Origin of the sequence: Synechococcus sp. H55.8, from assembly GCF_047462375.1 — a bacterium.
GTDB lineage: Bacteria > Cyanobacteriota > Cyanobacteriia > Thermostichales > Thermostichaceae > Thermostichus.
Map to the genome: position 1 here is coordinate 23,794 of NZ_JANSJC010000002.1, position 18,996 is coordinate 42,789.

The window sequence follows — 18,996 nt, forward strand, 5'->3', positions numbered from 1 at the left end:
CTCGACAGGTTATGGGCCTTACTGTAGCAGATGGCCTGGGCGAAAATCCAGCTTGGCACTATATGTGGCGTAAATTTTTAGCTTTTTCCAAAACTGACGCTAAGCCTGTTGCCGCCGCTTCTATACTGGGGAGATGAGTTTTCGGGCTGAACCTTGTGATGAAGCTGGGATCCAAACCTTGGCTACTGCTGCTGGGTTTGCTGGGGACAACCCTGGCTAGTTGCGGTGCCGACGCGATCACCGCCAACACTCCTCTGCCACCTCTAATTACCAGCAGCGACATTCCGTCTGTAGTCAGCCGGGGCGGTTTTTTGGAGCTGGGGGTTTCCGTGTCGGTGCCGGGTCGGATCCCGGCGGAGCTGGCGTTTCAGGTGTCCTGGTCGGGGATCGAGGTTCAGACGCTATCGGCAGCCCAAGTCAATTGTGTGTCTGGAGAGGTGTCCTGTACAACCCGCTTCCGCATTCGCCCCCCCCTGAGCTTGACGCCCGGCTCCTACCTGCTCAGTTTGCGGGTCTTCGACCGGTTGGGGCAAAGTGCTGTGGTGAGCGGGACGGTGCTGGTGAGGGATCCCTGACAGAGGCTGCCAGCGGCCGCCCCAAGTTTGCAGGGGATCTCTTCAGGGGGGGGGAAACGCTTTGTTGTGGACATCCTCGGCGAACGCTTCCACTGCTTCTTGGATCGCCTGCCTCAAGTTGGCATAAGCCTTGGCAAAAGGTGGGATCCGCTCGCTCAGCCCCAGCAGGTCGTGGGTGACCAGAATCTGGCCGTCGCAGGCTGGCCCGGCCCCAATACCCAGGGTCGGGATCCCCACCTGGGCCGAGATTTGGGCAGCCAATTCCGCCGGCATGTGTTCCAGAACCAGGGCAAAGGCTCCGGCTTGCTCCAGGCTGAGGGCTTCCTGCCGCAGGCGCTCGGCCTCTGGAGTGGTTTTGCCCTGCTGGCGATAGCCCCCCAGTTGATGTTTGGCCTGCGGGGTGAGGCCGATATGGCCCAAAACTGGGATCCCTCGCTGTACGAGAAAGGCCACCGTTTCCACCATGTCGGGGTAGCCCCCCTCCAGCTTGACCCCGTTTACCCCTGCCTCCTTCATCAGCCGCCCTGCCGAGAGGAGAGCTTGTTCTTTGTGGACTTGATAGGTCAAAAAGGGCAAGTCGGCCACCAAAAAGGCCCGTTCCACCCCGCGACGCACCGCCTGGGCGTGGTGGATCATCTGTTCCAGGGTCAGGGGCAGAGTGCTGGTATACCCCAAGTTGGTCATGGCCAGGCTGTCGCCCACCAAGATCAAGTCGATGCCGGCCTGATCCAAAATCCGCGCCGTGGCGTAGTCGGCAGCCGTAAGGGCCACCAAGGGTTGGCCCGCCTGTTTGGCCTGGCGAAAGTGGTGAATGGATAGAGCAACCATATCCTCATGATCTCATCTGGGCTCCGCCGGTGCGGAGCACTTTCCCATCAACTGCATCCTGCGGGGGATTTGAGCAGGATATCCGGTTTGCCGCTAAGATGGTAAAGCCCTATGCAGACTGGAAGGGTGACAGAGTGGTTGATTGTGACGCTCTCGAAAAGCGTTGTGACTGCAAGGTCACCGTGGGTTCGAATCCCACCCCTTCCGTCTTCGAGCAATCCAATGGCGCTCAACGCTGCCAACGCCTGGTAGGGTCAGCACCCGGCCCTCTCAACCTCCGCCAAAGCCCCCGGCAGCCCTGGACTGGCTGGGATCCCTTGCTTTGTTAAGTCCCACCTCAGCTTACTGAAACCTGGGTTTCAGGAAGGCACCTTTGGGGATTGGCCCGGCGGGGCTTCCGAGGACTTGTCGCTTAACCGGTCTTCTTGGCTCCCATGTTCACCGCCCCTGCTCTGCAAACCCAACTGCACCCCCTTATCCGGCGTCTCTGCGAGGCGATCCTAGAGATCTGGGGATCCCACCTCACCTTGGCTCCCTATGCCCTGCCGGAGGATCTGGGCTATGTGGAGGGCCGCCTAGAGGGGGAGAAATTGCAGATCGAAAACCGCTGCTACCAAGGGGATCCCTTTCGCAAGCTGCACCTGGAGCTGGCCCAGGCCGGGCAAAGCCTGGATATTCTCCACTGCGTCATGTTTCCGCAGCCGCAGTACCCGCTGCCGCTGTTTGGCTGTGATATTGTGGCCGGCCGCGGCCAGGTGAGCGCCGCCATCGTCGATCTCTCGCCGGTCACCCCCACTTTGCCGGATCCCTATGTCCAAGAGCTGGAAGCTTTGGGAGCTCATCTCGCCCCTTTCCAAAACCGGCGCCAGTTGCCGCCGTGGGGGACGATTTTTTCCCCTTACTGTCTGTTTATCCGGCCCGGCGATGAGGCGGAAGCCGACCGCTTTTTGGATTTCGCCTGCCGTTATCTGGAAATCCACTGCCGGCTGGCGCAACAGCTCCCCCCGCAGACGGATCCCGCACAGATCCTGGCCCACTACCAAGGGCAGCAGCGCTACTGCAGCCAGCAACAGCAAAACGACCGCACCCGCCGCGTTCTAGAAAAAGCTTTTGGCCCCGCCTGGGCCGAGCGCTACATGAGCACCGTCCTTTTTGACTTGCCCCCCAGTCCTATGCCCATCTAGTGCCGTTCGCGCTACTCGAACGGAGTCCTTTCTAGACGGGATCCCCTTGCAGCCGCTGCCGGATGCTCAACGCCAATTTTTGCCCTAGGAACTCTGGCATGGTTGGAGTTGCATCCGGCCCCAGCAAGTAGAAAATGAAGCGCGCCCGTTTGCGGCGGAGCATCAGATTGAGGTTAACCACAGTCAAGTCCTCCTGCGCTAGAGCGGTCATCACCCGGTAAAACACGCCCGGCTGGTTGTCCACATCCACCAACAGCGTGGGCAGATGAAACACCGGGTCAAAATAAAAAGAAACCTGGGTGTCTTTCAAGCTGGCCTTGAGATCAAACTCCAGCGCCAAGGTTTCATGAACGGGAAACACCCCTGCCAAGCACTCGTGAATAGCCCGTTCTAGGTTGAGCTTGGTTTGGGCAGAAAGGCTGTGGCCATCGCGGGAGACGGTGACGCGGATAAACACCAAGTGCGGTGCGTAGATCTGCCCGTAAAGGTGAATGCCATGCACCGCAAGATTGAAAGCGGTGAGCACCCCAAACAGGTCGCTGAGCAGAGAAGGTCGGTTGCGATAGGCCAGACAAACCACCGTCTTGCCGCGCTCGTCCTGCATCTGTACCACGGCCTTGCGGGTTTGGTAGAGGGCATAGGCCAAGCGCAGATTTTGGGCCTGCACCTCGCTGCTGACAAACTGGCTATAAAAAGGCGGAAAGCTCTGGTTGAAGCGCTGCATGAGAGCCGTTCGCGTCAGCGGGACGGAGTCCTTGTGAGTGCTGACTTTGAGCGGCTGGGGATCCTCATGGGCAGCCCTTTCCCCTCTGGCAAGAGGAGCCACCTTCGGCTGCTGCGCTGACTGCTCGGTTGACATCGGCCTTGCCACCTGCATTGCTCCTTCTCCATCGTTCCTCAACACGCCCTAACCCAACCCCATCTATCCGTAAAATCACTGGGGCTCGAAGTGAACGTCAACGCTGTACCCAATTCTTGTTCAATACTTTTGGATTTAATCTATCTCATAAGGCTGAGCTGGACATCCAAGGAACCGCTGAGGGCCATCCCCCAATTGGGGGGAGTTGATCCCTGCGTCGCTGCTGAGCCAACAGCGTGCGCCTTCAAATCCCAGATTAACCAGGAACAATGGGGCAGGCTCTTAAAGCCTAAACGATGAATTGAGGGGAGGGCTCCAATTTCTGATGTAGAGTGCTGTATTAAGTGCTAGCCTGCTGGCGACTTGGATCACTATTCTGTTAGCCAACATTTCGGTTTTCCTTAGGTTTGTTGAAGGGATCCCTAGTGAGCACGACCGTTGCCAACCTCAGCCCGCTCTCGCCTGCCCAAGGGCCGGATCCGGCTGGGGCCTGGTGGGATCTCAACATCATTGCTGCCCCTGCCCAGGAGGATCAGATCTTTTGGCGGCTGGAGAGCTTTGGCTGTCAGGGCATGGCCAGCCAGGCCTACGGCGAAGATCGAATCAGCATTCACGCCTATTTGCCCTGGTTCCGCGCCACGCTTCTGGATTTGGCGGCTCTGGCGCTGCGCCTGCGGCAAGACGCCCTTGTTGCCGGCCAGCCCCTTCCCAAACTGCGCTGGGAACGCATAGAGGCAGAGGATTGGAGCAACAGTTGGAAGCAGCACTGGCAGCCCGAACCGGTCGGGGACAAGCTGCTCATCTGTCCGGCCTGGCTGGATCCACCCCCCCACCCCGGTCGTCTCTTGCTGCGGCTGGATCCGGGCATGGCCTTTGGCACGGGCACGCACCCCACCACCCAGCTCTGTCTGGAGTCTTTGGAGATGCGCCTGGAGAGCGGGGATCCCCTGGCGGTGACGGTGGCCGATGTAGGCTGTGGCTCGGGCATTTTGTCGGTGGCGGCGGCTCTTTTGGGGGCAAAGCGGGTGTTTGCGGTGGACATCGACCCGCTGGCGGTGCAGGCCACGCTCCAGAACCGGGATCTCAACGGCCTGACGGATCGCATTGTGGTGGCTCAAGGCAGCCTGGAGCATATTCCCGAGGTGGTGGACGGGCTGGTGTGCAACATCTTGACGGACGTGATCTTGGATATGATCCCGGAGTTTGGCCTGGTGGTGAAAAAGGGGGGATGGCTGATCCTCAGCGGTATCCTCATCGAGCAGGCCAAGTTGGTGGCGGAGATGTTGGAGGCCAATGAATGGGTGGTGGCAGCCCTCTGGCGACGGGGGGAGTGGTGCTGTCTGAACGCACGCACGACCTGAGTTCCCTGCCCCGCCTGGCCATCGACCCGGCGCAGCGGGATCCCGCTGGTGGGCTGCATTTGACCGGCCCGCAGCGGCACTACCTACAGCGGGTGCGCCGCCTCAAGCCGGGGGATCCGTTCTTGGTGTTGGATGGCTCCGGCAAGCTGTGGCTGGCCCATTGGCAGCCGCAGGGATCCCAAATTGCGGGCGAGGTGGAGACGCTGCCGCGGGAGTTGCCCGTTTACCTGCATCTGGGCTTGGCGGTGGTCAAGGGGCCGGGGTTTGATGAGGTGTTTCGCCAGGTCACCGAGCTGGGGGCAGCACGCATTACTCCTCTGCTGACGGAGCGCACCGTGGTGGAGCCGGGATCTGGCCGGCGGGAACGCTGGCAGAAAATTGTGCAGGAGGCCGCCGAACAATGTGAGCGGCTGCGCTGGCCCCAGGTTGATCCCCCGACCCCTTGGACAAGTTGGCTGGCCGAGCTCAGGGCCGACTGGTGGGGTATAGCCGTCGCTCGAGAGAACGTCCCCCTGCTGGTGCAAGCCCTGCCGAAGCTGGGGATGCCGCAGAAGGAGCTCGTCCTGGCTATGGCCATCGGCCCAGAGGGGGGCTGGACAGTTGCCGAACGTCGGCAGGCCGAGGAACATGGGGGAGTACCGGTCTCTCTCGGCCCCACCATTTTGCGGGCCACCACCGCCGCTGTTGTTGCCGCCAGCCAAATTGCTACCCCCTACCTGGGCTGGGATCTGCTTCCGCTCCTCGAACGGCATCCTCGCTCTGGGCGAGCTTAGCCTGTCTTGTTAGCAGTGCGGAGCGCTGTCGTCGATAATTGATGGATGGATAACAACAATCGCCATTGGCGCGGCTCCAAAAAGGGAGAGCAGGCATGGAGATGATCCAGGCGGTGCGGGGCACCCGCGATATCCTGCCGCCGGAGGTGAGGCTGTGGCAGCGCGTGGAGGCCAGCGCCCGCGAGATCTTGGGGCGGGCCAACTACCAGGAGATCCGCACCCCGATTCTGGAGCTGACGGAACTCTTTGCCCGTAGCATTGGCAGCGCCACCGACGTGGTGGGCAAGGAGATGTTTTCCTTTAGCACCCGCGGCGAGCAGGAGGTGAGCCTGCGCCCCGAAAACACCGCCGGCGTGGTGCGGGCCTACATCCAACACGGGTTGCAGGTGGCGGGCGATGTGCAGCGCCTCTGGTACTGTGGGCCCATGTTTCGCTACGAGCGTCCCCAGGCAGGGCGGCAGCGTCAGTTCCACCAGTTGGGGGTGGAGCTGCTGGGCAGCCGCGATCCCCGCGCCGATGCTGAGGTCATCGCCTTGGCCTGGGATCTGCTGCGGGCGGTGGGGGCGGAGAACCTCACCTTGCAGCTCAACTCCCTTGGGGATCTGCAGGATCGGCGGGCCTACCGCCAAGCCTTGGTGGACTACCTCACCCCCCTGAAGGAGGAGCTGGATCCCGACTCGCAGGAGCGCCTTGGCCGCAACCCGCTGCGCATCCTGGATAGCAAGGATCCCCGCACCCGTGCCATTGCCGAGAGGGCCCCCAAGCTGCCGGATTACCTCAGCGCCGACTCGCGGGCCTTCTTTGAGCAAGTGCAGGCCCATCTCCAAGCCCTAGACATCCCCTTTGAGCTGGATCCCTACCTGGTGCGCGGCTTGGACTACTACACCCACACCGCCTTTGAGATCATCTCGCCGGAGCTGGGATCCCAGAGCACCGTCTGCGGGGGCGGTCGCTACGACGGCCTGGTGGAAGAGCTGGGCGGCCCTCCCACCCCGGCAGTGGGCTGGGCCATTGGCCTGGAGCGGCTGGTGTTGCTGTTGCAAAAGAAGCAGCCAGAGGGGGTGGTAAGGCCGCTGGACATCTACGTGATCTCCCGCGGAGCCAAAGCCGAGGCTCAATCCCTTCAAATTGCCCAAGCCCTGCGCCAGGCCGGTTTTTGCACCGAGCTGGATCTCAGCGGCAGCGCCTTCAGCAAGCAGTTCAAACGGGCCAGCCGCGGCGGCGCCACTTGGGCTGTTGTGCTGGGAGATGCAGAAGCTGGGGCCGGAGAAGTGCAGCTCAAGCACTTGCCCACGGGGCAGCAGCAAACCCTCTTGCAAGCTGACCTGGTGAAGTATTTGGCGTCCCAGAGGTGATGAGCGATGTTGAGTTTTTGGGTGCGGCGCAACGGCCAAGAAGAGTGGCAGCCGGTACCAGCCGAGGGGGCCGTTCTAGAAGAGGACACCTACACCATCGTTGCCCGTTCCCCCCAGCCCCACTTCACCATTACGGTGGAAGTCCGACAGAATCCAGGATCCACTGCTGCCACTCCTGCGCAAATCCAAACCCGTTCAGTGCGCACCAACGAGGAAGGGATCGGCATCATTTTGCCGGCCACCCACCTCACCCCTGGCTTTTGGGAATTGCACTGTCGCGATGCCGATTTGATCGCCGAGCTGTTCGGTGAGACAGAGCTGAACAACTGCCTGCGTTTCCAGGTTGTGCCCGTCTCGGCTCAGCCGGAACCCGCAGCACCTTTGGCGGCCCAGCCAACGGGGCCCGAACCCTCTGCCCAGACCAAAGCGGCTGCCGTCCCACCAGAGCTGTTTTCCCTGATGCACAGCGAATTGGAGGGATCCCCCGATGAGGTGCTGGTGTTGACGGGGCGGATCGGCTGCAGCGGCGAGCTACGGGTACGGGTTTGGCAAGAAGGGGGAGAGAACCCAATTTTCCAAGGGCAACGGCTGATCCAATTTCCGGCAGAAGCTCGGACGGCGGTGTTCAGCATCCCCATCACTCTGCCGAGCCACGCTTGGCTCCAGCCTTTGCAGGGAGAACTGCGCCTCACCCCTTCCTCGTGGGGGGATCCCAACCGGCAACCCTTGACCATTCCTTTTTCCATCCGCTGCCGAAGCCAAGGTGGAGAGCTGCCTGCCTCCTCTTCGGGGATCCCACAGTTGCGGGAAGCCTCCCCCCAAGCTGCAAGCAGCAGTCCCGCCCCGACGCCAACCTTGCTGTCTCCGGAACGCACCCTGCAAAAGTTGTTGCGCATCTGGCAGCACAGCGCCCCAGAAGAAGACTCCACCCTGCGACGGGAGCGCGAGACCCCCTCTCCCGAGGACGATCCCCTGCAATCTGCTCAACCTCTGTCTGTTCGCGACCCTTGGACGGAGTCCCCAGCGGAGACGGCAGAGTTGCCTCCCTCACCTGCCCAAGCTGAGCCACCCTGCCTAGAGTCCGTCCTGCCAACGCAGGCACGGGCTGGGATCCCGGAGGGCTCTGGTCGCGTAAGCGGAACGGAGTCCTCAAACTCGCTTTGTCCCACTCCTCAACTGGTGGTGCCGGAGCAACTCCGAGCCGGAGACAACTTCGATGTGGTGTTGCGCTTGCCCCCCATGGCCGACCCTGCCGGATCGCCCCATCAAGCTCCTTTTTGGATCAAGTTTTGGGTGAAGCATGGCCGCACCCGCTCTTTGGTGGATGGGCCCCGTTGGTTGCTGGACTTCTCCCGCGACGACCAAGGGCAGTGGCAAGCCCTCACCCGCCTGACGATCCCTCCTGGCGTCCCCGAGCTGATCTTCGAGGCTTGGGCCGTCAGCCCGGATCGCCAGCAGCAGAGCGACCGCGTGACGGAGCGCCGCTCCATCTTGCCCTAGGTCGGGGTGATCTTGTGGCTTAACTATCACGAAGTTCTTTCCTTCTCGTGCTCAAGTCGGGGCTGACAAGAGTAGTTACGATGTTCTCATCCAGGGGAGCCGCGGAGTTGTCTCGATGGGCCAGGAGATTGCCTCCTTCAGCTTTGGCGCAGAGGACTTTGCCGAGTTCAAAGCTCGGCTGCAGCAGGAGACAGATCTGCTGGACCGCTGGCTGGCCGCCGCGCCGGGGCTGGATCCCGCCTGTCAGCCTTTTGCCCAGGGATCCCCGGTGGGAGGGTTCGAGCTGGAGGCTTGGCTGGTGACTCCTCAGGGGGATCCGGCCCCGATCAACTCAGCCTACCTGGAGGCTGTCAACGACCCGCTGGTGGTGCCGGAACTGGCCCGCTTCAACATCGAGCTCAACAGCCGGCCCCAGGTTTTGGCTGCATCCGCTCTGCAGCAGCTCCGCCAAGAGCTGGAACAGACCTGGGATCGCTGCTGCCGAGTGGCCGAGCAACTGCAGGCGGGGCTGATGATGATCGGCATTTTGCCCACGCTGCAGCAGCAGCAGCTCACTTTGGAGATGATCTCCCCCCGCAAGCGCTACCTGGCCCTCAACGAGCAGATCCTAAACCTGCACCGGCGCGAGCAACCCTCGGGGATCCCGCCCCTGGGGCTGGCGATCGCAGGGCCTGCCGCCCGGCTACGCGTCACCCACCCAAACGTCATGCTGGAGGCAGCCACCACCTCTTTTCAAATCCATCTGCAGGTGTCGCCCCACCAGGCAGCCCGCTACTTCAACGCTTCCCTGCTCGTATCGGCCCCCTTGGTAGCCCTGGCAGCCAATTCTCCCTATCTGTTTGGGCACGACCTGTGGGCGGAAACCCGCATCCCGGTGTTTGAGCAAGCCTTGGATGGCCCACCCCCCCTCGCCCCCACCCACCAAGCTCGCGTTACCTTCGGGCAAGGCTATGTCCAGGGATCCCTAATGGAGCTGTTCTGGGAAAATCTGCACCGCTACCCGGTGGTGTTGCCGCAAAGGTTAGCCGCTGCCCCCTCGGAGCTGGCCCACCTGCGTCTGCACAACGGCACCATCTGGCGCTGGAACCGCCCCCTCATCGGCTTGGATCCCGTTCCCCACCTGCGCATCGAACAGCGGGTGGCTGCAGCAGGCCCCACCCTGCCGGACATGATCGCCAATGCGGCCTTTTACTTTGGCCTGGTGCAAGCTCTGGGATCCCGACCTCTTCCCCCGGAGCAGGAGCTGAGCTTTGCCCAGTGCCGCGCCAATTTTTATACGGCCGCCCGCTTCGGCCTCGAGGCCCCCATCACCTGGCTCAACGGTTGGCAGGGATCCCTGCGCCAATTGTTGCTGCAAGAGCTGCTCCCGCAAGCAGAGGCGGGCTTGGCGCAACTGGACTTGGCGCCCCAGGACATCCAGGAGTACCTGGGCATTCTCCGCGGCCGTGTCGAGTCGGGGCAGAATGGGGCCACCTGGCAGCGCCGCTACGTGGCTCGGCATGGTAAAGATATGCAACAATTGACCTGTGCCTACTGGGAACGGCAGCGGCAAGGTCAGCCGGTACACACCTGGGATCTCGGCTAGGGAAGCCGTCTCCCCATAGTTGCCGGCGGGGGGGATAGGTCACCGCTTGGGCATGCCTGCATCGGAAGGGATGCCTTCTCAAAGGTCAGGGCGGCGACCTAAGCCACAAGCACGACAGCCAGTTGTTTACCTCCAGCTAAGGATGAGACAGTTCGCTACCCCAATCTCCATCTCCCCTCTCCCATTGGGAGAGGGGCTGGGGGTGAGGGCCTATTTCCCGGATCCCCTTTGTCCTTAAGCAGCCAAAAGGTTTGCGTTGAGGTGCTTGCCCAAAAAACCGTATGCTCACTGTTCTCGATCACCTGCCGGAGCAACTCCTAGATTTAGAAGCCCATCAACTCTACGACCGATTGGGCGGGCCAACCCTCATCCATCTGGCGGGACGACGGGATCCCCCCTTGTTTGTGTCCGTCCTGCTGCACGGCAACGAGGTCACCGGCTGGCAGGCGGTGCGACAGCTTCTGCGCCGCTACGTCCAGCGGGAACTGCCCCGTTCCCTGTCCCTTTTCATCGGCAATGTGTGGGCTGCTCGCCAAGGACAACGGCGGCTAGACGGCCAACCGGACTACAACCGCATCTGGGGCCCCGGCTCCACCCCCGAACACGCCATGGCCCAGGCCGTCCTGCAGCAGATGCAGCAGCGGGGCGTGTTTGCCAGCGTCGATATTCACAACAACACCGGCACCAACCCCCACTACGCCTGTGTCAACTACTTAGATGCTTCTACCCTGCACCTGGCCACCCTGTTTGGGCGCACCGTCCTCTACTTCACCAAACCGGAAGGGGTACAGAGCATGGCCTTTGGTCGCTTCTGGCCGGCGGTAACCCTGGAATGTGGCAAGCCGGATCAGCCCCACGGCACCCAACATGCCCGCGAATTTCTGGAAGCCTGCCTGCACCTGTCAGCAATCCCTCAGCGCCCCGTCCTTAGCCAGGATATCGACCTGTTCCACAGCGTTGCCATCGTCAAGATCCCAGACGAGGTGAGCTTCAGCTTTGGGGAAGAGGCGGACGACCCACACCTGCGCTTTCCCCCCGATTTGGATCTCTTCAATTTCCGGGAGCTCCCTCCCCACACCCGCATCGGCTGGACGAGCAACGGCTTTCACCTCGACGTGCAAGACGAGCAGGGCCAAAATGTGGCCGATCGCTTCTTCTACGCCCAAGATGGCGAAATTCGCACCCGCGTGCCCATTATGCCGAGCATGCTCACCCTCAACAGCCGCATCATCCGCCAAGACTGCCTCTGCTACTTGATGGAGCGCTACCCTCTGGCCGCTATCGCCCCCCCCTCAGACAAAAGACCCCGGCTGTTGTAGAAAATCCAGCTCTGCGGCTGTAGAGGGGCGACCGAGAACGGCATTGCGATGGGGGAAGTTGTTGATCAAACCCCTGGGCCACCCAAAGCCAAGGGATCCGTTGCAACGGCAGGGGGAGTGCCGCGAAACCCATTGCGGGGAAACCAGAGAACTCCGTCTCGCTGCGAGGGATGGCAGGTACGCTAACGTGAGACAGAATCCTCAAAACTGCCAACTGAGCACACGGGATCCCTATGTTGCGCCTGCTGCGGATCGAGAACTTTGCCCTGATCGAGCACTTGGAGATTCCCTTTCGGGCGGGGCTGAACGTGCTGACCGGAGAAACGGGCGCGGGCAAGTCCATCATTCTCGACGCCCTGGATGCCGCCCTAGGCGGGCCGGCGCGAGCCCTGCGCAGCGGCAGCGAGCGAGGTCTGGTGGAAGCGGTTTTCCATCTCAATCCCGAGCTGGCAGCCTGGCTAGAACAAGAACAAATCGACCCCCTAGAGGAGGGCTTGGTCTGTAGCCGCGAACTGCTGTTGCGCAACGGCAAACTCACCAGTCGTTCGCGGGTGAATGGGGTGCTGGTGAACAAAGCCCAGATGCTCAGCCTGCGCTCCCAATTGGTGGAGATCACCGCCCAGGGGCAAACGGTTCAAATCCAATCTCCGCAAACCCAGCGCCGTTGGCTGGACGATTTTGGCGGCGAAAAGCTGCTGCGAACACGCGCAGAAGTGGCCGCCCTCTACCAAACTTGGAACTATCTGAAAACAGAGACAGAATCCCGCCGGCAAAACCAGCAACTGCGCCTGCAACGGCTAGACCTGCTGCAGTTGCAAGCGCAAGAACTGCTCGCCCTGCGGCTGGAGGATCCCGACGAGCTGGCCAAACTGGAGCGGGAGCGGGATCGCCTGGCCCACCGGGTGGAGCTGCAGCAGCAAAGTTACGCAGCCCACCAACTGCTCTACCAAAATGACAGCGGCTCACCGGCCATCGCCGACCTGTTGGGCCAGGCCGAACGGTTACTGCAAGCTATGACCCAGCGGGATCCCGACCTGGCCCCTCTGGCCGAAATGCTCAGCAGCGCCCTCATTCAGGTAGAGGAGGTGGGGCGAGAGCTGCTGCGCTACGGCGAGACGCTGGAGGCGGATCCCGGTCGGTTGAATAAAATTGAACGGCGCCTTGCCCAACTCCGACAAGCCTGCCGCAAATACGGCCCCACCTTGGCCGAGGTGATGGCCCATGCGGAGCGGGTGCAGGCCGAGTTGGCCCAACTGCGAGGCGACAACACCGACCTGGAGGAATGGCAGGCACGGCTGGACAAAGCTGCCCAAGACTTGGAGTGCCATTGCCGAGTGCTCTCCCAACTGCGCCACCAGGCGGCCCGCCAACTGGAAGAGGCCCTTCTTGAGGAGCTCAAGCTGCTGGGGATGGGCGCAGTGCAATTCCAGGTGCGGATCCAACCCGGCCCCCCGACGGCAGAAGGGGTGGATCAGGTGAGCTTCTGGTTCAGCCCCAACCCGGGTGAGCCCCTACAGCCTCTGGCCAGCATCGCCTCCGGCGGCGAGATGAGCCGTTTTTTGCTGGCCCTGAAAGCCGTATTCAGCCGCATCGATCCGGTGACCACCATGGTTTTTGACGAGATCGATGCCGGTGTGTCCGGCAAAGTGGCCCAAGCCATCGCCACCCAGTTGCACAGCATCGCCCAAGATCACCAGATCCTCTGCGTCACCCACCAGCCCCTGATCGCTGCCTTGGCAGATCACCACCTGCGGGTTTACAAGGTGGTGCAGCAAAAACGAACTTCTGTGCGGGTGGAACTGCTAGGAGAACGGGAACGCCGCGAAGAATTGGCCCAACTGGCCGCCGGCCACTCCGCCCAAGAAGCGATGACCTTTGTAGAGGCTCTCCTCAAGCAAGCGGCTCAACTGCGCCAGCCCCGCCTAGCTCCCCTCTCCCTCGGGGAGAGGGGCTGGGGGTGAGGGCCTCAACCGCCCAAAAACAGCTCCAGCACCTCGGGATTGTTCAACAGGTTGGGGCCGGTGTCCTCGAAGCGGTTTTCTCCCATAGATAAGACGTAGCCCCAGTCCGCCATCTGCAGGGCCTGCTTAGCATTCTGCTCCACCATGAGGATGCTGACGCCAAGGCGGTTGATCTGCCGCAGGAGGGCAAAGGTCTGCTCGATGTACAGGGGCGACAGGCCGGCTGTCGGCTCATCCAGCAACAACAACTGTGGCTCTGCCATCAACGCTCGTCCCATAGCCAGCATCTGCCGCTGTCCGCCCGACAGGGATCCCGCCACCTGGCGCCGCTTCTCTTGCAGGGGCGGAAACAGCTCATAAACCCGCTCCAGTTGGGCGGCATAGCCATCGCGTCGGATGAAGGCCCCCATCTCCAAGTTTTCCTGCACGGTGAGGGAAGGAAAGACGTTGTTGGTTTGGGGCACAAAGCCGATCCCCCGTCGCACCAGTTGCTCGGCAGGGAGATGCGTGATGTCGGATCCCTGAAACAGCACCCGGCCTGTGCGGATGGTGGCTAGGCCAAACAAAGATTTCAGTACCGTCGATTTGCCCGCTCCGTTGGGGCCGATGATCACCACGATTTGGCCAGGGTTCACCTTCAAGTGGATCCCTTTGAGGATGTCCACCCCCCGGTAGCCACTGTAGAGATCTTGGATGTCCAGCAAAGGGGTCATGAGAGGGATCCCTCCGAAGGCAGAGAAGAGGGTTTGGATGGACTCAGGGAGTCGGCCAGCGCCACCGATCCCAGATAGGCCTCCCGCACGGCTGGGTTTTGTTTAATCTCCTCCATGGATCCCTGGGTCAACACCCTGCCGGCGGCCATAACTACCACGTGGTCGCAGAGACGGGTTACCAGATCCAAGTCGTGCTCGATGATGCAGAAGGTACAGCCGCGCTCGCGGTTGAGATACTCGATAAAGCGCATCAGATCCGCCAGCAACGTGCGGTTGACGCCGGCCCCCGGTTCGTCCAGTAGGATCACCCGCGCATCGGCCATGAGGGTGCGCCCCAGTTCCAGCAGCTTCTTCTGCCCACCGGAAAGGGTGACGGCCAGTTGATCCCGCAGATGGATGAGGTTGAGCCGTTGCAAAACCTCTTCGGCCCGAGCTTGCAGGTTGCGTTCTTGTCGTTGCACCTGCCGCCAGCGGAACCAGGCATTGAACAGGTTCTCCCCCACCTGTTGGGGCGGGACGACCATCAAGTTCTCCAGGACGGTCATGCGGCCAAACTCGCGCGGGATCTGAAAGGTGCGCACCAGGCCGCGCCGGAACAGATGGTGGGGGGGCAGGCCGGTGATGTCTTCCCCATCCAGCCAGATGCGTCCGCTACTGGGCCGAACGAACCCGGCGATGATGTTGAAAAGCGTGGTTTTCCCGGCCCCATTGGGGCCGATCAAGCCCGTGATCCGACCGGTTTCAATGCGGAAGGAACAGTGATCTACCGCGCTGATGCCGCCAAACCGTTTGGAGATGTCGTCGATAACAATCACGCTGCCCGATGAGTTCAGTATTTCAATATAATGAGCCCAATTGCCGAGTTTGCTTATTATCCTTCCCGGATCCCTCTGGGAGCAACTGCCCTTGGAGGTGGCAGCCAACCCTGCGGCAGCTAGGGAACGGGCGAGATACTGAGTCTGGCCCGCTTGTTTTCTGGAGCCATCTTTTTTGAGGGAGTGGGGAACGCTTTGAGGCGAGCCAACGTCTAACTGCTACAATTCAACACTTGGCTTTTGGGATCTGAGTTCTACTTTCTCTTGCCTCACAGGAGGTTGTTGGTTATGTCTCGCATGCACAAACTCACCCGACGCGCCTTTGCGGCGGCGGCTGCCCTGACGGCGGCTGCTCTGGCCACCACTTTGCTGCCCGGCACGGCCCAGCAGGCTGCTCAAACGCCGGTCAAGATTGGGGCTCTGCTGTCTTTGACAGGAGATCTGCAGGCCTATGGAGAAAATTGCCTCAAGGGCATCAAGCTGGCCCTCGACCAGATCAACGCTGCCGGTGGCATTTTGGGATCCCCTGCTCAGGTAGTGGAGGCCGATGACCAGACCTCGGCCCAGCCGGCTATCGACGCCGCTCAGCGGCTGGTGAATGTGGAGAAGGTAGCCGGTATTATCGGTGCCCTGGGCAGCGGCATCACCATCCCGGTGGCCACCACGGTGACAGCTCCCAACAAGATCCCGCAAATTTCCCCGGCTTCCACCGCTCCCACCATCACCACCCTAGAGGACAGCGATTTTCTGTTTCGCACCGTTCCTTCTGATGCTTTCCAAGGGGTAGCCCTAGCCCAGGTTACCCGCGAAGAGAATCTAGAGCGGCTGGCGGTCATCTACATCAACAACGACTACGGTAAGGGGCTGGCCGACAGCTTTAAGGCGGCCTTTGAAAAGCAGGGCGGCAAGATCACCAAAGCTGTTCCCTACGATCCCGGCAAGGCCTCCTACCGCAGCGAGCTGACCCAACTGAAGGAAGGGGATCCCCAGGCGTTGGTGCTGATCGGCTACCCCGAAAACGGCGTGGTCATCCTGCGGCAAGCTTTGGAAGAAGGGCTATTCGACCGCTTTGTCTTCACCGATGGCATGCGCTCTCCCGATCTGGCAGCCCAGGTGGGAGCCGATAAGCTAGAGGGATCCATCGGCACCTCGCCCCAGGCCCTCACCGACAGCAAAGCCTACCAGATCTTTGCCGACGCCTACAAAGCTGCCTACGGGGAGCTGCCTCCCACCCCCTACATCGACACCGCCTATGATGCCGCCTTCCTCTTAGCTTTGGCCATCCAAAAAGCCGGCAGCACCGATGGCACTGCCGTTCGCGATGCCTTGCGCCAAGTGGCCAATCCCCCCGGCACCGAGATCTTGCCCGGCGAGTGGGCCAAGGCGGTGGAGCTGCTGAAGCAAGGGGAGGATATCAACTACACCGGCGCTTCCGGCTCGCTGGACTTCGACGAGAAGGGGGATGTGGCTGGAACCTTTGCCCACTGGACTTTCCAAGGGGGGAAGGTAGTCGATCTGAAAGTGTTTGAGCCGGGGAGCTAATTTCCTTTGGGGGTTTTCTAACGGTTAAGTACAGTCAAATAAGCAACAGGGGCCTGCAAGGAGCACTCTTTGCAGGCTTTTTTGCGGCAAGTCAACAGAGCCTTCTGGACAAAACAGGCTAAAGTGTCGGCATCCTGGCGTCTTGTGGAGAATCCTCAATGTTGCCCACCCAACTTGTCGCTGCAATGGCAGCCCTGCTCAGCTTCGGGTTTGCTCCAGCCGCCCTAGCCCAGATCCCCCACCTTGAGCAGACGGCACTCCCAAACGACAGCGCCACCCTTTTGCAAAGCAATGTCCTACAAAACATCGTCTTCGTCGTGCCCAACGCCCCAACGCAGCACTACGCTGGCAGGTGGGGTTGGCGCAGCAGCCCCTCACCGCCCCCTGCCCCCATCACAATCCTGATCCTCAACTCCCAAGCCAACCTGTCCGCCGAGGCAGCCGAGCCGCAGACCTGTGGCCAGCGCTGCCAGGGATCCCTGCGCCTGCCGTAAAGAAGAGGCGGCTGCTTGCACTTCAGACTGCCCAAGCCCGCAATCCGGCTCGCGGCAATGCTCGGATCCGCAGGGATGGGGGTTGATATAATTCAGGGCAATTGTCCACCGCTGGGCGGCAGAGGGTTTTAGCGCAATCTTGGCCCAGCTTTCCAATCTTTGTGGTGTGCGAGGGATCCCTATGAATTGTTCCAGGCAACTCTGCCCTTGGCTAGCTTCAGCCCTGACCTGTGGGATGGTGCTACACACCGCTGCAGCTTGGGCACAGCCCCAACCCGGCACCCTGGATCTGCGCACCGGTGGCGATGCCCCCGCCCAACCCACCCCCACACCTACCCCCGCCGCCGGCGAGCCAGAAGTTGAAGTTTTGGTGGCAGAAGTGGTGGTCGAGGGTACCGACGACCCAGAGCTGATCGAGCAGGTTTACAAGGCTATTCGCACCCGCGCCGGCGAGGTCTCCACTCGTTCCCAACTGCGGGAAGACATCAACGCCGTGTTTGCCACCGGTTTTTTTGCCGATGTGCGGGCGGTGCCTTCCGATACGCCTCTGGGGGTGCGAGTTACCTTTGAAGTCAAGCCCAACCCCACCCTCAAAGCCGTGCGCACGGAAGGGGCAAAAGTTTTGGATCCGGAGGTGCTCCAAAAGGCCTTTGCCGACCAGGAAGGGCGGGTGCTCAACTTTGGCAAGTTGCAAGCGGCGGTGGCCGAGATTGAGCAGTGGTATGCCGACAAGGGCTACGTGCTGGCCAAAGTGACAGATGTGCGCTCCTCCGAAGATGGCACTCTCACCCTGGAAATTGCCGAAGGGGAGATCGAGGATATTCGCGTGCAGGGCAACACCAAAACCCGCGACTTCATCATCACCCGCGAGCTGAAGTCCAAGCCAGGGGATGTGTTCAACCGCAACCAAATCCAGGAAGACCTGCAGGCGGTTTTCAACCTCAACCTCTTTCAGGATGTAAATGTGGGGCTCAACCCCGGCCAGGATCCCGACAAGGTGGTGGTGGTGGTGAACGTGGAAGAGCGCCGCACCGGCACCTTGAGCGGCACCATCGGCGTCAGCTCGGCCACAGGGGTCTTTGCCGGCCTCAGCGTCTCGGAAGAAAACTTGGGCGGCAACAACCAGAGCGCCAGCTTCAATGTGCAGTTGGGCACCAACGAAACTCTGTTTGATTTGAACTTCACCGACCCGCGCATTGCCACGCTGGAGATCCCCACCTCCTACAACGTCAACATCTCCAACCAGCAGAGCTCCAGCTTTGTTTTCAACGAGGGATTGACCTTGCCCAACGGGGATCCCGTGCGCATCAACCGGCTGGGCGGCAGCGTCACCTTCTCGCGTCCCATTGGGGGCAATTGGCGGGCCAGCTTGGGCACCCGCGTCCAATTTGTGGAAGCCCGCAACAGCAACGGCGAGCAGGAGCGCTTTGATGTGCTGGGCAACCCGATTACCTTCAGCGCCAGCGGCCAAGACAGCTACACCACCCTGCGGCTCGGCCTCGTCAACGACAGCCGCGACAACCCCAACAGCCCCAGCCAGGGATCCGTCTTTCGCATCTCCAGCGAACAGTCGGTACGTCTATTCGAGAATGGCCTCAACGCCAACCGCCTCGAGACCAGCTACAGCCAGTTCATTCCCGTCAAGCTGTTCGAGACCCGCAGCGAACGACCGCAGGTGCTGGCCTTTGACGTGCGGGCGGGCACCACGATTGGCGACTTGGCTCCCTACGACGCTTTCCCCATCGGCGGGGGCAGCTCGGTGCGGGGATTTTTTGAGGGTGGCGTCGGCTCCGGTCGCAGCTTTGCCACGGCGACGGCGGAGTTGCGTTTTCCCCTTTTCGACCCGGTGGGGGCAGTGGTCTTCGCCGACTACGGCACCGATCTGGGCAGCGGCGCGGCGGTCATCGGCAATCCTGCGGCGGTGCGCAACAAGCCGGGCAGCGGTTTGGGGCTGGGGGCCGGTATCCGCATCCAATCTCCCTTGGGGCCGCTGCGCATCGACTACGCAATCGGGCAAGGGGAGGCCGGCCAGGCCCAACTGCACTTTGGCATTGGCGAGAAGTTCTAGCTTGGCGGTGGATCTGCTGCCGGCTTGCTATGGTGGGAGCAAGTGCTCGTGAGGGAAGCAACCG

17 protein-coding genes and 1 tRNA gene are annotated in these 18,996 nt (G+C 61.5%); 13 read left to right on the forward strand and 5 right to left on the reverse strand.

The window, feature by feature from the left end; translation table 11 throughout:
• Positions 1-158 precede the first annotated feature (158 nt).
• Positions 159-575 (forward strand): hypothetical protein, encoded by a 417-nt coding sequence (locus NW862_RS01180; RefSeq protein WP_414333616.1) that lies wholly within the window; start codon positions 159-161, stop codon positions 573-575.
• 42 nt (positions 576-617) lie between these two features.
• Here NW862_RS01180 and panB read toward each other — a convergent pair whose 3' ends face one another.
• On the reverse strand, positions 618-1,403 hold the full coding sequence (gene panB, locus NW862_RS01185) for a 3-methyl-2-oxobutanoate hydroxymethyltransferase (RefSeq protein WP_414333614.1): 786 nt from the start codon (positions 1,401-1,403) through the stop codon (positions 618-620).
• 120 nt (positions 1,404-1,523) lie between these two features.
• Here panB and NW862_RS01190 point away from each other — a divergent pair.
• Together NW862_RS01190 and NW862_RS01195 are read left to right on the forward strand one after the other, a co-directional pair.
• Positions 1,524-1,610 (forward strand) — tRNA-Ser (locus NW862_RS01190).
• 227 nt (positions 1,611-1,837) lie between these two features.
• Positions 1,838-2,587, forward strand: coding sequence for a phycocyanobilin:ferredoxin oxidoreductase (locus NW862_RS01195; protein WP_414333613.1), 750 nt, complete (start codon positions 1,838-1,840; stop codon positions 2,585-2,587).
• A gap of 31 nt (positions 2,588-2,618) precedes the next feature.
• Here the strand turns inward: NW862_RS01195 and NW862_RS01200 are convergent, their stop codons facing one another.
• Entirely contained in the window at positions 2,619-3,446 is an 828-nt protein-coding gene (locus NW862_RS01200; protein WP_414426845.1) for a hypothetical protein, read from the reverse strand.
• Between the two features lie 425 nt (positions 3,447-3,871).
• On the opposite strand from NW862_RS01200, the gene prmA reads away from it, so the two are divergent.
• From prmA to NW862_RS01230, 6 genes are all read left to right on the forward strand, one after another.
• The gene (prmA, locus tag NW862_RS01205; protein ID WP_414337713.1) at positions 3,872-4,807 is read left to right on the forward strand and encodes a 50S ribosomal protein L11 methyltransferase; all 936 of its coding nucleotides are present in this window, start codon (positions 3,872-3,874) and stop codon (positions 4,805-4,807) included.
• Positions 4,780-5,580, forward strand: coding sequence for a 16S rRNA (uracil(1498)-N(3))-methyltransferase (locus NW862_RS01210; protein ID WP_414333607.1), 801 nt, complete (start codon positions 4,780-4,782; stop codon positions 5,578-5,580). The genes prmA and NW862_RS01210 overlap by 28 nt, the downstream gene beginning before the upstream one ends.
• 95 nt (positions 5,581-5,675) lie before the next feature.
• Positions 5,676-6,935: a histidine--tRNA ligase gene (hisS, locus tag NW862_RS01215; protein WP_414333605.1), complete on the forward strand. Its 1,260-nt coding sequence runs from the start codon at positions 5,676-5,678 to the stop codon at positions 6,933-6,935.
• A gap of 6 nt (positions 6,936-6,941) precedes the next feature.
• Entirely contained in the window at positions 6,942-8,435 is a 1,494-nt protein-coding gene (locus NW862_RS01220; protein ID WP_414333603.1) for a hypothetical protein, read from the forward strand.
• A gap of 115 nt (positions 8,436-8,550) precedes the next feature.
• Positions 8,551-10,020 carry a glutamate-cysteine ligase family protein gene (locus NW862_RS01225; protein ID WP_414426846.1) on the forward strand — a complete coding sequence of 490 codons (1,470 nt, stop codon included), beginning with the start codon at positions 8,551-8,553 and terminating at the stop codon, positions 10,018-10,020.
• 281 nt (positions 10,021-10,301) lie between these two features.
• Positions 10,302-11,339 carry a M14 family metallopeptidase gene (locus tag NW862_RS01230; RefSeq protein ID WP_414335657.1) on the forward strand — a complete coding sequence of 346 codons (1,038 nt, stop codon included), beginning with the start codon at positions 10,302-10,304 and terminating at the stop codon, positions 11,337-11,339.
• On the opposite strand, the gene NW862_RS01235 is transcribed toward NW862_RS01230, so the two are convergent.
• A complete protein-coding gene (locus NW862_RS01235; protein ID WP_414335655.1) occupies positions 11,313-11,408 on the reverse strand; it encodes a DUF924 family protein in 96 nt (31 codons plus the stop codon). The two genes, NW862_RS01230 and NW862_RS01235, sit on opposite strands and share 27 nt — an antisense overlap.
• Positions 11,409-11,572: 164 nt before the next feature.
• Here NW862_RS01235 and recN point away from each other — a divergent pair, with 164 nt between their 5' ends.
• Entirely contained in the window at positions 11,573-13,300 is a 1,728-nt protein-coding gene (gene recN / locus NW862_RS01240; RefSeq protein WP_414335653.1) for a DNA repair protein RecN, read from the forward strand.
• Between the two features lie 5 nt (positions 13,301-13,305).
• On the opposite strand, the gene NW862_RS01245 is transcribed toward recN, so the two are convergent.
• Both NW862_RS01245 and NW862_RS01250 read right to left on the reverse strand, forming a co-directional pair.
• Positions 13,306-14,013 carry an ABC transporter ATP-binding protein gene (locus tag NW862_RS01245; protein ID WP_414335651.1) on the reverse strand — a complete coding sequence of 236 codons (708 nt, stop codon included), beginning with the start codon at positions 14,011-14,013 and terminating at the stop codon, positions 13,306-13,308.
• Entirely contained in the window at positions 14,010-14,828 is an 819-nt protein-coding gene (locus NW862_RS01250; RefSeq protein WP_414335650.1) for an ABC transporter ATP-binding protein, read from the reverse strand. Before NW862_RS01250 ends, NW862_RS01245 begins: the two co-directional genes overlap by 4 nt.
• Positions 14,829-15,116: 288 nt before the next feature.
• Here NW862_RS01250 and NW862_RS01255 point away from each other — a divergent pair, with 288 nt between their 5' ends.
• The 3 genes from NW862_RS01255 (at position 15,117) to NW862_RS01265 (ending at position 18,932) form a co-directional block, all read left to right on the forward strand.
• Positions 15,117-16,370 carry an ABC transporter substrate-binding protein gene (locus tag NW862_RS01255; RefSeq protein WP_414335648.1) on the forward strand — a complete coding sequence of 418 codons (1,254 nt, stop codon included), beginning with the start codon at positions 15,117-15,119 and terminating at the stop codon, positions 16,368-16,370.
• A 158-nt stretch (positions 16,371-16,528) separates the two neighbouring features.
• Positions 16,529-16,864, forward strand: a complete 336-nt coding sequence (locus NW862_RS01260) for a hypothetical protein (RefSeq protein ID WP_414335647.1) — start codon at positions 16,529-16,531, stop codon at positions 16,862-16,864.
• 181 nt (positions 16,865-17,045) lie between these two features.
• The gene (locus tag NW862_RS01265) at positions 17,046-18,932 is read left to right on the forward strand and encodes a BamA/TamA family outer membrane protein (protein WP_414338083.1); all 1,887 of its coding nucleotides are present in this window, start codon (positions 17,046-17,048) and stop codon (positions 18,930-18,932) included.
• The last annotated feature ends 64 nt before the right edge of the window (positions 18,933-18,996 follow it).